Below are 13,148 nucleotides of genomic sequence, written 5' to 3'. Positions count from 1 at the left end.
AATGAAAAAGACGTTATCAATTATCGCCTTGTCAATTATAGGCTTTGGATTAGTTTCTTGTAAAAAAGAAAACAAAGAAACTCAAAGCCCTGAAGCTGTAGCTACTGATTCTACAGCTGCAGGAACTCCGGTAACAGCTGACTCTGCTGCTACATCTGTAACAGGAGAAGCTCCTGCAGCAGCAACACCGGTTTCTAATGCGCCTTCTACTTCTGTTGCTTTATCTGAAAGCGCCTTCGATTTTGGAAAAATCAAAAAAGGGGACAAAGTAGAACACGTATATGAAATTACCAATACAGGAAAGAATCCATTGGTTATTTCTGAAGTAAAGCCTGGATGTGGATGTACTGCTCCAGATTTTACCAAAGAGCCTATCATGCCAGGTAAAAAAGGAAAAATTACATTGCACTTTGATTCTTCAAACTTCGATGGAAACGTTCAGAAATCTGCTGATGTTTTTGCTAACGTAGAGAAATCTCCAATTCAATTAACGTTCACTGCGAACATTCAACCATAATTTTTAAAATATGTTGACATTATTTTTACAGGCACAGCCACAAGGTTCTTCATCTATGATGCTGATTATGATGGGTGTGATGTTTGTAGGGTTTTATTTCCTGATGATCAGACCTCAAATGAAGAAGCAGAAACAGGAAAAAAACTTTCAGGAAGAACTTAAGGTAGGAACTAGAGTAGTACTTACATCCGGTCTTCACGGAAGAATTGCCCAAGTTCAGGATGACGGTTTTATTATTGAAACATTATCAGGAAAGCTAAAGTTTGAAAAAGCTGCAGTTTCCAGAGAAATGACTCAAAGCCGTTTCGGAGATAAGGCAAAAACTGCTGAAAAATCAGCAGACAACAAAGAAACAGTAACTGAAGAAAAGAAATAATTTAATTCAGTCTGAAAATATTTAGCTGCGGCGGGTGAACGAAGTTCACCGCCAATTTTTATATAATGTTATTTCATTTATAATATTGTATGTTCTCATTAGTAGGGGAAAATAAGTGTCTATTATTCAATAGTAATATTGTCATTCTGAACGAAGCAACGCGTAGTGAAGAATCTCATACAATATATTCCTTTTCTCACAGTTTTAAAATACTTGTGTTCATTTGTAAAAACATTAACGAAATTAGTGTTTAATAAGAATTATCTTTGTCTCATGGATCAAAACACAAGCAAAACTGTTCTCATTTTAGGAGCCAATTCTGACGTAGCAAAACAATGCATCATTCAATACCTTGAAAAAGGATATTCTGTAATGGCGGCTTCCAGAAATACAAATTCACTGGAAGATTTCATCACTTCCAATTCCCTGGATAAGACTAAAGTAACTGTGTTGTATTTTGATGCTGCAGATTTCGATTCTCATCAACAATTTTACCATGAACTTCCTGTAAAACCTCATATTGCAGTATATTCCGCAGGTTTTCTTGTGGATAACCAAAAGGCTTTGAGAGATTTTAAAGGAACAAAACAAATGATGGAAGTCAACTATATGGGTGGAGTTTCCATTCTGAACGTTATTGCTATGGATAAAATCAATAAAAACCTGGAAAGAATCATTGGATTGTCTTCATTATCGGGAGTAAGAGGAAGAAAAAGTAATTTTGTTTATGGAAGTACGAAAGCTGCATTTACCCAGTATCTGGCAGGCTTAAGGCAGGAACTGGCTTCTAGAAAAATAATAGTGAATGTTTTGGTGATAGGATATATCCGGACAAAGATCAATGAAGGCTTAGAACTCAATGAGTCATTAATTATGGAGCCGGATTATGTAGCGAAATTCATTGTAAATGCTGGAAATTCCTTTACCATAGTTCCTAATTTCAAATGGAAAGTCATCTATCATATCCTGAGGCTTTTACCAGAAAGTCTGGCTGCAAAACTGCCATAATCTTTTAATATTTATGTTCAAAATATATTTTATATCAAGATTTTCCCTCTGAAAATAGAGTTCGGTATTTTTTTTGTAATGTTAGCCTCGAATTATTCTTCCTGGCAAGATTCAAATTCTAAAATAATCATTGAGTAAGCAGAAATAATCTGTTCTGCTGTCAATCTATTGTAATGCATATAATCATTGATTTTAACTTCTAAAGAGTTAAGATTATATTTTTTTGAAAAAATGATGCTTTTTATTCGATTCGTTTTAAAATCTTGCAGTTACAGGAATGAATATCTGTCATAATATATAAAAATAAGTAGTATAAAAATGGACGATTTACAATTGAATAACATTCAAAAACATTGGGATACCTTAATATCTTCAGCCATTTCATGGGCACCGAGAATCTTTACTGCAATTATTTCTGCATTATTGATTTATCTGATCGGATCATGGATGATAAGAATGATTAAGAAACTTGTTGCGAAAGGTTTCAAGAAACGTAATATGGAAGCCTCTTTGCAGCACTTCCTTCTTAATATTATCAATTGGGGACTTAATATTCTTCTCTTCATTGTAGTGGTTACTCAATTAGGAGTGCAAACTTCTGCCTTTGTAGCCATGATTGGTGCTGCAGGTTTAGCCGTAGGTTTGGCCTTGCAGGGATCTTTAACGAACTTTGCTGGTGGAATTCTTATTCTGCTGTTAAAACCATTTAAAATAGGAGACTTTATTTCTACCAATTCCGGAGTTTCCGGGACCGTAGAGGCCATTGATATTTTTCATACCAAGCTGATTACCCCACAAAATCAATTAATCATTATTCCTAATGGAGTTGTTTCTAATAACAGTATTACAAATTTTACTCAGCTTGGAACTAGAAGAACATCTCTGGATATCGGAGTTGCTTATGATGCAGATCTTAGACAGACAAAGAGGGTATTAATGGAAGTGATCGTAAAGAATCAATATGCTCTTGCAGAGCCTGCACCACAGGTAGTTGTAACAACACTAGGTGATAGTGCAATCAACTTATCGATCAGAGTGAGTGCTTCTACTGAAAACTTTTGGAAAATGAATGAAGAACTTATTATTGATTGTAAAGAAGCTCTGGACAGGGCAGAAATCGGAATTCCTTTTCCACAAAGAGATGTACACGTTTATAATAAGTAATCAGATAATATTATTTACAACAATCATAAAAAATCCTGCATTCAATAATGCAGGATTTTTTTAATGTAAGTCGTTTTTTTATTTTTCTTCCTTTGAGTATTGCTCCAGAAAACTTTTTAAAACTTTATAATCATTTTCTTTAAAATCATTTTCGGTAAAAATAAAATTAGCATTGGTAAGAATACTTAGAATAAGGTATTTGTCAACGAATTTATAGCTGGTTCTACTCCAAATACTTCCTATTGTGTTCAACGAATTCTCCAGAGTAATATGATCTTTATTGAGAATTATAAAACTGAACTTTTCATCTTTTTGTTTAAAATCGTTGATTTGTTCTTCGATGGATGCATGAAACTTCTTTTTACGGGTGAAAAACTGATAAAGAAGTAAGAAAATATAGGCAAGAAAAATAAATCCTCCGTATCTGAAAACTGCAGAAGCAGGAGTACTGGTGATAAGCTTTGATGGAGAAAAACCAAGGCATAGAAATACGATGGCATATAGGATCGCTTTCTTTAGTTCAGTAAACCCGTTTTTCCAAGTATAGCGAAAGAAAAACTGTTGGTGTTCCCGTTCCGCTGTTTCATTAAAAGGAACTTCTAATTTAATAGATTCATTCATGGATAATTTTTGCAGGTAAAAATATATAAATTATTCAATATTCTGCAGTAGCTCCAATGCCTTCATCATATCAATACCTTTTCCCAGAACAGGTTTAAATAAATCCCCTTTATTTAGAATTCTTTCCAAAGCATTTTCGATGGTATAATCTGTGGGTAATAATCCAGGTTTCAGCTCATCCCAATCTAAAGGCATAGAAACAGAGGCTCCTTGTTTAGGTCGAAGGCTATAAGCACTTGCTAAAGTCTGACCTGTTCGGTTCTGTAAATAATCCAAATATATTTTTTTACGATCTCTTTTTTGAAGGCTTCTTTCTAATGTTGTAATTTCAGGAAGTTTTTCATGAACCTGTTTCATCAGGATATGTGCGAAGTCTTTTACCTGTTCGAAATCATATTGTGCACCCATCGGAATATAAATATGAATACCTGTACTTCCGGAAGTCTTACAATACCCTTTAATTTTGATTGATTGTAAAATTTCATTGACTTGAAGAGCTGTTTCAATAACCTCATCAAAACTGTTTTTCTTTGACGGATCAAGATCCAAAACCAAATAATCAGGATGTTCAAGATCAGGAAGTGAACTGTTCCAAGGATTGAAATCAATACATCCGAGATTATTCAGATACGCTAAGGTTGCCTTGTCATTACAGTAGATGTAATCAATGTATTTGTCATTAGATTCTGAGTAAACCTGAGTTGTTTTTATCCAGTCAGGGATATGATCTCCCGCATCTTTCTGATAAAAACCCTGTTCTTCTATGCCATTAGGAAAACGATTGAGGGATAAAGGGCGGTTTTTTAGATGAGGCAGGATATATTTTGCAACAGACTGATAATAATCTATGACATCACCTTTGCTAATTCCATCCTTTGGAAAATATATTTTATCCTGATTCGTCAGTTTCACAATGTGTTTGTTTAGGGTAATTTCTTTTTCTTTTTCCAAAGGTTCTGTTTTTTTTGATGACGCTTTAGTTTTCATAGTTTTTGATTTTTTAGGTTGAATTGCCTGATCTGTTGAGCCTTTTACTTCTTCAGGTTTCTTATCTTCCCGAATCCCCATAAAAACAGGATGGCGAAAAATACCGTCTTTGGTAATTTCTGAATACTTGATTTCGCAGACCAGTTTGGGTTGTACCCATGTTACAGGCATATTCGTTTTGGGGATGGATTCAAATGGTGAAGATTTTATAATTATCTTTCCAAGTCTTTGATGGAGCTCTTTTAGGGAAGTATGATTAAATCCAGTTCCCGTATGTCCACAATAGATCAGTTCGTTATTCACATATTTTCCCAGAATCAAAGCTCCGAAATTTTCTCGGGAGCCTTTAGGTTCTGTAAATCCACAGATAATGGCTTCTTCCGTATTTGAAAATTTAATCTTAAGCCAGTCTGTGGTTCGGGAACCTTCTACATATTGACTGGCTGCCCGTTTAGCAATCATACCCTCAAGCTTCATTTTTTTCATCTGTTCAAAAAATGCAATACCTTTTTCAGGAAAATGATCACAGTATTTAAGAGTATCAGTTTCAATTAATGCATCTTTTAAAAGTTCTTTCCGTTGTACGAGTGGAAGTTCTTCCGTAGAATGGCCATTCAGCCATAGAAGGTCAAAAACCTGATAAACCAAAGCAAGATTGGGATGATCGTCGATTTGCTGTAAAAGCTGAAAACTTGGTTTTCCCTGATTATCGTATGCAACAATTTCACCATCCAGGATCATTTTATATTTCTGCTGGTCAAAATCCTGGGCTATTTTATCAAATTTTGATAAAAACGAAATTCCGTTTCTGGAATAAAAAAGGGGAGCATCATGGCTAAGATCAGCGATAGCCCTATAACCATCCCATTTTATTTCAAAAAGCCAGTCTTTATCATCAAATGCTTTATCAAAAGATTTGGCAAGCATGGGTTTTATAAAAGACTTAAGTTTTTTTTCGCCAGCTAAAGAATTAAAACTCCGGAATCTGTTTTCCGAAGTTATGATTTCTTTTTTTCGTTTGTTTTTAGGCTTTTTTTTTCCTCAAGAAATTTGGTGACTAAAGATTTTGGAGAGGTGTTTTCTTCAGCATTATAAGGACTTTCTGCAAATTCATCTTTATGTTTAATAAGCAACCATGCGTTGTCTTCAGAATTTTTCATTTTAACCAAAGCAAATTCACCCTTCAATTTTTTTCCATGTAAGGTAAATTTTAAGGAGCCAGCGTGCAGTTCTTTCAACAATTCTTTTTCATCGGAAACATTGCTGCTTTCTTCCAAAGGTTCATAAGTTCCACTATCCCAGACTTCCACTTGTCCTGCTCCGTAATTCCCCTCAGGAATATTCCCTTCAAAATCCTTATAATCATAGGGATGATCTTCCACCATCATAGCCAGGCGTTTGTCCTGAGGGTCTAAAGAGGGTCCTTTTGGAACAGCCCAACTCTTTAAGACACCTTCCATTTCCAGACGGAAATCATAGTGAAGCCGGGTAGCGGCATGTCTTTGAACAACGAAGATCAGTTTGTTTTCACTCTTTTTCGTTTTTCCTTTAGGCTCACTTGTTTCATTGAACTTACGCTTTTGTTGATAATCTTTGAGTGCCATCACGATGCCGATTTAGATTGGGAGGTATTTAAACTGGCCTTTAACTGGGCCATCAGATCAATCACTTTACCTTCTTTTGCAGCCGGTGCTTTTTTGGCTTTACTATTTTTACCTTTGGCTTTCTGCTTGATGATTTTCATTAGATCATCAGAATAGGTATCTTTATACATTGCCGGATCAAAATCCTGAGAAAGCTGCTTGATAAGACTTACTGCCATTTTCAATTCTGCTGGTTTTGGAGCCTTGCGGGCCGGGATTTTTAGATCACCATAATCTCTTATTTCCTGATCAAATCTCAGCTTATTAAGGATCAGTATATTATCATTGTAAGGTCGTATCATTCCTATAGCTTCACTGTCACGGAGTACAAACGTTCCGATTCCTACCATTTTGGTTTCTTCAAGAGCTTTTAGCAAAAGTCTGTATGCATTTTCACCATTTTTCTGAGGTTCCAGATAATAGGGCGTTTCAAAATAAATACTGTCTACTTCTTCCTCTTTGACAAACTGATCAATGGATAGGATCTTTGTTTTTTCAGGGCTTGCTGCTTCGTAATCCTGCTCATCAAGAACGATATATTTATCATCCATGAGATAGCCTTTAACGATATTTTCCCATTTTACTTCTTTTCCTGTATTTTCATTGACTCTCTTAAACCGGATATTGGAAAAATCGGATTTATCGAGCATATCAAGGTCGAGTTTGCTGGTCTCCGTTGCTGAGTAAATTTTAATAGGAATATTTACTAAACCGAAGCCAATGGCGCCATTCCAGATTGCTTTCATTGTCTTACGTTTTTAAAAATCAAGCAATTAGCGTGCCGTCAGGAGGGTGCGTGGTATGTATTATAAAGCTTTTTTGCCAAATGACAATTGTTTTTAGCTTCCACTTTTATACCTTTATCTTTCCGCAATCTGTGGATAAATAACATGGAAGAACTTTTTAACTATATCAAAAAATTTGGATTACTGAATACGCAGGATGAGCTTCTGATTACGGAAGGAATCCAGGAGATTTCCGTGAAGAAAGGAGAAATTTTCGTAGAGGCAGGGAAAGTAAGTCAAAAGATTGCTTTTGTAAAGGAAGGGGTATTCCGATCTTTGTATTATAACAAAGAAGGAGATGATTTTACCCGTTATTTTATTTATGAAGGCCGTTTTATTGGAGACTTTCAGGGATTTACCGATCAGCTTCCTGCCCATGAATACATAGAAGCGATTACAGATGCTGTTTTACTTGTAATTGACCTCAACCATTTTAAAATATTAGAAGAGAAAATTGCAATATGGCCAGTTTTATTTGCCCGAATTCATGGTTTTGTTGCCGAAAATAAGCTTAAAGTGGCAAGCATTATGCTCAATCAGGATGCAAAATCAAGATATATTCATTTTCTCAATCATTATCCTGGGCTGGCGAATAGAGTTCCGCAGTCTATGTTGGCTTCTTATCTTGGGGTGACGCCTTCGTCGCTGAGCAGGATTAGGAGAACTATCAATGAGTAATGTGGTCTCTTCATTGTAAAATATAAATGTAAAGGTCAAAATATAATGTCTATCGATCTTATTATTTATAAATTAAACATACAAATTGACAATATTCAATAGGAACGGGCTTTAGCCCGTTCTATCATTTTATAAAAATTCCATTGGCTTTAGCCAAAACCTATAACAAGAACCCTGTTATAAAAATAAAGTTAAATCCCGACTTCGGATTCATAAATATTTATACCCTGTATTGATAAAAAATACGTTTTTGTCAAATGACAATGGTCTCCCTTTCAAACTGCCATAGCTTTGCAACATAAAAATAATTATATGGATATTGTATTAGGACTTCAGTGGGGAGATGAAGGTAAAGGAAAGTTTATTGACCTTATCAGTGAAAATTATGATATTGCAGCCCGCTTTAATGGGGGCTCAAATGCTGGACATAGCATTGAAAGAAATGGGAAAAGAATTACGCTTAAAATGATTCCTTCAGGAATTTTTATGCAAGGGGTACAGAATGTTATTGGGACTGGAACTGTTCTTGATCCTGTAAGCTTTAAAAATGAAATTCTGAATTTAAAAAAGTTTGATGAAACGCTTCGTCCGGAGAAAAATTTGATTATTTCTAAAAAGGCTCATTTTGTATTGCCTACGTATAAACTGATGGATGTTTTCATGGAAGAAAGCCCAGCCTATACAACAATAGGAACAACAAAGAATGGAATTGCCCAGGCGTATTCCAATAAAATTTTAAGACAGAATGTAAGAATCGGGGATATGTATGCTCCGGATTTTAAAAAGAGAGTAGAACGTATTTTAGAGAGAGATTATCAATTTCTTGCTGATGGAGGAATGGAATTGCCCGATTTTGAATCAGTAAGCAAAGAATTTTTTGAAGCCGTAGAATTTTTAAAACAATTCAATTGTACAGAAACTGAATTATTTCTCAATAAAGCTTTAACTGAAGGAAAAACTGTCTTGGGTGAAGGGTCTCAGGCAACATTGTTAGATATTGACCATGGTACTTACCCTTACGTAACTTCTTCTTCTACTATTGCATCAGGAGCTTGCAGCGGATTGGGTATTTCTCCTAAAAAGATCGGTGAGATTTACGGTATTGCCAAAGCGTATTGTACAAGAGTAGGAAATGGAATATTTCCAACGGAGCTTTTTGACGAAATGGGTGAAGAAATAAGAATAAAAGGAAATGAGTTTGGTTCCAATACAGGACGCCCGAGAAGGACAGGCTGGCTGGATCTTCCTGCGTTACGATATGCAGTAATGATTAATGGAGTTACTCAATTGGTTCTGACAAAAGCAGACGTTTTAAGTGGATTACAATCTGTTGCAGTTTGTACTCATTATGAGTTGGAAGACGGAACTATTGAAATCACTGCCGGAACCCTTCCTGAAAATGCTAAACCAGTATTCAAATGGCTGGATGGCTGGAATGCGGATTTCTCAGTAATTAAAAATCCTTCTGCTCTTCCGCAGGAATTGATGAACTTCCTTTCCTTCTTGGAGGAAGAAGTGGGAGTTCCGGTAACGTATCTTTCTATAGGACCGGGAAGAGAAGAGATGTTGAAGATGAAATAATTTTCCCGACAACTATTGTTGATCTGTAAAAGGAATTTTATTTTTTTATATAATTGAATTTCGAAGTCGTTATGATTCCAATCGTAGCTGATACATACATAATTAAAGAAAGGAGCTGAATAAGGGTTTTCATAGTATAAAAAAGCGGGGCATTTGCCCCGCTTTAAATTTATGCTTTTAAATCTAATTTTAACTCTAATTCATCGAGCTGTGCATCAGCAATAGAAGCCGGCGCATCAATCATCACGTCACGCCCGGAATTGTTCTTAGGGAATGCAATATAATCTCTGATTACCTCATTTCCATCCAGAATAGCTACCAAACGGTCAAATCCGAATGCCAGACCACCGTGTGGCGGTGCTCCGTATTTAAATGCATTCATTAAGAATCCAAACTGAGCTTCTGCTTCTTCTTTTGAGAATCCTAACAGGTCAAACATTTTAGATTGAAGATCTCTGTCGAAAATTCTGATAGATCCACCTCCGATTTCGTTACCGTTAAGTACCATATCGTAAGCGTTGGCTCTTGCTTTTCCAGGATCAGTTTCCAATAAGTGAATATCTTCAGGTTTTGGAGAGGTGAAAGGGTGGTGCATGGCATGGAATCTTTCAGTATCTTCATCCCATTCCAATAGAGGGAAGTCAACCACCCAAAGTGGTGCAAATACATTTCCTTTTCTTAATCCTAAGCGGTTTCCAAGCTCCATTCTCAAAGCAGAAAGCTGAGCTCTTACTTTGTTTTCGTTTCCGGAAAGAATCAACATTAAGTCACCTTCTTTCGCTCCGAATTTCTCAATGATTTTTGCTAAGTCCTCTTCGTTGTAGAATTTGTTTACTGATGAGGTTTTTACTCCATCATGCTGGAATTTTGCCCAAACCATTCCTGAAGCTCCAACCTGTGGACGCTTTACCCAATCTACAAGTTCATCAATCTGCTTTCTTGTATAGTCTGCACATCCTTCTACATTGATTCCGACAACCAATTCAGCATCATCAAATATCTTAAAGTCTTTTCCTTTTACAAGCTCGTTAAGCTCTACGAATTCCATTCCGAAACGGATGTCCGGCTTGTCATTTCCGTATTTCTGCATCGCTTCTGCGAATGTCATTCTTGGGAAATCACCGAATTCCTGACCTGTAATGTCTTTGATAAGCGTTTTGGTCATTCCTTCGAAAACATTCATTACATCTTCCTGTTCTACAAAAGCCATCTCGCAGTCGATCTGTGTAAATTCCGGCTGTCTGTCTGCTCTTAAATCCTCATCACGGAAACATTTTACAATCTGGAAGTATTTATCCATTCCACCTACCATCAAAAGCTGTTTGAAAGTCTGTGGAGACTGTGGCAATGCATAAAACTGTCCCGGGTTCATTCTGCTTGGTACTACGAAGTCTCTTGCTCCTTCCGGAGTAGATTTAATCAAAACAGGAGTTTCCACTTCGATGAAACCTTCATCAGATAAATAATTTCTTACTTTCTGAGCCATCTTGTGACGGAAGATCAATTTATCTTTTACCGGATTTCTTCTGATATCCAGATAACGGTATTTCATTCTTAATTCCTCTCCACCGTCAGTTTCATCTTCAATAGTGAAAGGAGGAAGCTGAGAATCGTTCAGAATCGTTAGTTTTTCAACTAAAAGTTCAATTTCTCCTGTAGGAATATTAGGGTTTTTACTTACTCTCTCAATTACTTTTCCGGTAGCCTGAATAACGAACTCACGGCCTAATTTTTTAGCTTCTTCCATCAATTGTGCAGAAGAACGCTCCTGGTCAAATACCAGCTGGGTAATTCCGTAACGATCTCGAAGATCTACCCAAATCATAAATCCTTTATCACGGATAGTCTGTACCCATCCTGATAGTGTAACTTCTTCATTCAGATTTTTCAGAGATAGCTCTCCGTTGGTGTGTGATCGAAACATAATTATTTGTTTAAAGTTCAATGTTTGGAGACCGTCTCAAAAGTTGTTGAAATTGATTTTTGTTATTCTGAGCTTGCTGAATAATCTCTAAGAATCAAATACTTAAGATTCTTTACTGTATTTCATTTCGTTCAGAATGAAACTTTTGATATAACCTCTTTTTTTTCGTTGGCAAAGATAAGATTTTTGCAGGTTTTATAAATAAAAAAACTTCTTATTAATTTTTATTGCCAATTGCTAAGACTTACTCCGATACAGATTTGTATTTTTGAGGATAATAAAATTATAACCAAAGAAATGACCAGATATATTGACTTTTTCAAGAAAGCCTTTAGAGGAGAAGAAACCGATTTTACCAAGGTAAACATCAGGAGTGCAGTTTTGCTTCTGGCTATACCGATGATGCTAGAAATGGCGATGGAGTCAGTATTTGCACTGGTTGACCTCTATTTTGTGGGACATTTGAAAGAGAGTGGCTTTGCAATTCAGACCGTAGGACTTACGGAGTCTGTACTTTCCATTATGTATTCTATTGCCATTGGGATGAGTATGGCGGCAACAGCAATGGTAGCGAGAAGAATTGGTGAGAAAAATCCGGAACAAGCTTCCCGGAGTGCCGCACAGGTATTGTTGGTTTCATTTGCAATAACTCTTGTTTTAAGTATTTTAGGTGTTGTTTATGCCGAAGAAATTCTGATCCTGATGGGATCAAGACCGGAAGCCGCAGCCTATGGAAAAAACTTTACGAGGATTATGATGGGAAGCAGTACCATTATTATGCTTTTATTCCTTATCAATGGGATTTTTAGAGGAGCAGGTAATGCGATGATTGCAATGAAAAGCTTGTGGATTGCCAATATTGCCAATATCATTCTTTGCCCTATTCTGATTAAGGGCTTTGGGCCTATTCCTGCCATGGGACTTACCGGAGCAGCGTTGGCAACGACTATTGGACGGAGTATCGGAGTATTCTATCAGCTGTATCATCTTTTGGTAGCGGATACGCAGATCCGTATTAAACTTCCTTATTTTAAAGCAGACTATGGGTTAATTAAATCCATCATAAAAATTGCGACTCCAGGAATTTTCCAGTTTGTGATTGCATCATGCAGTTGGATCTTTCTCGCAGAACTGGTGGCTACTACAGGAGGTGAAAATGCCTCTGCCGGTTATCAGACTGCCTTACGGTTAATGATGTTCTTTATGCTTCCGGCCTGGGGGCTTAGTAATGCAGCATCCACGTTGGTGGGACAGAATATGGGGGCGAATGAAATGTTGAGAGCAGAACAGTCTGTGATGAAAACGGTAAAATACAATGTGATTTTCATGGTGATTGTAAGTTTAATATTTGTTCTTTTCGGTAATTTCCTGGTGAGTTTCTTTACCCAGGAAATTGAGATCAAGAATTTTGCTAAAAATGCACTTCATATCATGAGTATAGGTTTTATATTCTACGGAATTGGAATGGTAATGATTAATGCCTTTAATGGAGCAGGGGATACCTGGACCCCAACATGGGTGAATCTTTTCGGATTCTGGCTGTTTCAGATTCCCTTAGCTTATTTCCTTTCCAAATACCTGGAAATGGGGCCGAAAGGAGTTTTTATTTCAATCCCGGCCGCAGAGACTTTGATTACTATTGTTGCTTTTATTCTGTTTAGAAAAGGAAAATGGAAAACGGTTCAGGTTTAATAGCAGAAAAGCATGAGCTGGAAGTTTATGTCATCTTTTCTTATATAATAATATCGAATTAACGACGCGCATAACTTCCTTCTTTCGGTCTTAGTTCTCCTTTCTTATCAACTTTAATAGCTTAAATAGTTGGATATTAATCATGCATTCCCTAAATTCGTAAGAACAACAA

12 protein-coding genes are annotated in these 13,148 nt (G+C 36.3%); 7 read left to right on the top strand and 5 right to left on the bottom strand.

The features are described from left to right. The first annotated feature begins 1 nt into the window (after window position 1). From NBX25_RS22345 to NBX25_RS22330, 4 genes are all read left to right on the top strand, one after another. Window positions 2-517, top strand: coding sequence for a DUF1573 domain-containing protein (locus NBX25_RS22345; RefSeq protein WP_123909915.1), 516 nt, complete (start codon window positions 2-4; stop codon window positions 515-517). Window positions 518-527: 10 nt separating this feature from the next. Continuing rightward, window positions 528-893 (top strand): preprotein translocase subunit YajC, encoded by a 366-nt coding sequence (gene yajC / locus NBX25_RS22340; protein WP_123857925.1) that lies wholly within the window; start codon window positions 528-530, stop codon window positions 891-893. A 273-nt stretch (window positions 894-1,166) separates the two neighbouring features. Next, the gene (locus NBX25_RS22335) at window positions 1,167-1,901 is read left to right on the top strand and encodes an SDR family NAD(P)-dependent oxidoreductase (RefSeq protein ID WP_250255495.1); all 735 of its coding nucleotides are present in this window, start codon (window positions 1,167-1,169) and stop codon (window positions 1,899-1,901) included. A gap of 318 nt (window positions 1,902-2,219) precedes the next feature. Beyond that, window positions 2,220-3,065, top strand: a complete 846-nt coding sequence (locus NBX25_RS22330) for a mechanosensitive ion channel family protein (RefSeq protein WP_123909917.1) — start codon at window positions 2,220-2,222, stop codon at window positions 3,063-3,065. A 78-nt stretch (window positions 3,066-3,143) separates the two neighbouring features. Here NBX25_RS22330 and NBX25_RS22325 read toward each other — a convergent pair whose 3' ends face one another. The 4 genes from NBX25_RS22325 to ku all read right to left on the bottom strand — a co-directional run bounded on the left by NBX25_RS22325 (window position 3,144) and on the right by ku (window position 7,062). Continuing rightward, on the bottom strand, window positions 3,144-3,686 hold the full coding sequence (locus NBX25_RS22325) for a hypothetical protein (protein ID WP_250255493.1): 543 nt from the start codon (window positions 3,684-3,686) through the stop codon (window positions 3,144-3,146). A 30-nt stretch (window positions 3,687-3,716) separates the two neighbouring features. Beyond that, on the bottom strand, window positions 3,717-5,600 hold the full coding sequence (gene ligD / locus NBX25_RS22320; protein ID WP_250255491.1) for a DNA ligase D: 1,884 nt from the start codon (window positions 5,598-5,600) through the stop codon (window positions 3,717-3,719). 71 nt (window positions 5,601-5,671) lie between these two features. Beyond that, window positions 5,672-6,277 (bottom strand): DNA polymerase ligase N-terminal domain-containing protein, encoded by a 606-nt coding sequence (locus tag NBX25_RS22315; RefSeq protein ID WP_123909920.1) that lies wholly within the window; start codon window positions 6,275-6,277, stop codon window positions 5,672-5,674. Continuing rightward, a complete protein-coding gene (ku, locus tag NBX25_RS22310) occupies window positions 6,277-7,062 on the bottom strand; it encodes a non-homologous end joining protein Ku (protein WP_123909921.1) in 786 nt (261 codons plus the stop codon). Before ku ends, NBX25_RS22315 begins: the two co-directional genes overlap by 1 nt. A 144-nt stretch (window positions 7,063-7,206) precedes the next feature. Here ku and NBX25_RS22305 point away from each other — a divergent pair, with 144 nt between their 5' ends. After that, window positions 7,207-7,779 (top strand): Crp/Fnr family transcriptional regulator, encoded by a 573-nt coding sequence (locus NBX25_RS22305; protein WP_123857919.1) that lies wholly within the window; start codon window positions 7,207-7,209, stop codon window positions 7,777-7,779. A 312-nt stretch (window positions 7,780-8,091) separates the two neighbouring features. Beyond that, window positions 8,092-9,360, top strand: coding sequence for an adenylosuccinate synthase (locus tag NBX25_RS22300; protein ID WP_250255489.1), 1,269 nt, complete (start codon window positions 8,092-8,094; stop codon window positions 9,358-9,360). Between the two features lie 169 nt (window positions 9,361-9,529). Here NBX25_RS22300 and aspS read toward each other — a convergent pair whose 3' ends face one another. Continuing rightward, entirely contained in the window at window positions 9,530-11,284 is a 1,755-nt protein-coding gene (gene aspS, locus NBX25_RS22295) for an aspartate--tRNA ligase (RefSeq protein WP_250255488.1), read from the bottom strand. Window positions 11,285-11,581: 297 nt separating this feature from the next. Between aspS and NBX25_RS22290 the strand changes: the two genes are divergently transcribed. Beyond that, window positions 11,582-12,976 carry an MATE family efflux transporter gene (locus tag NBX25_RS22290; protein ID WP_123909924.1) on the top strand — a complete coding sequence of 465 codons (1,395 nt, stop codon included), beginning with the start codon at window positions 11,582-11,584 and terminating at the stop codon, window positions 12,974-12,976. Window positions 12,977-13,148 lie beyond the last annotated feature (172 nt).

Source organism: Chryseobacterium sp. Marseille-Q3244, from assembly GCF_940807095.1.
GTDB lineage: Bacteria > Bacteroidota > Bacteroidia > Flavobacteriales > Weeksellaceae > Chryseobacterium.
Note: the sequence above shows the minus strand (reverse complement) of the source record. Positions and strands in the feature narration are given on the sequence as shown.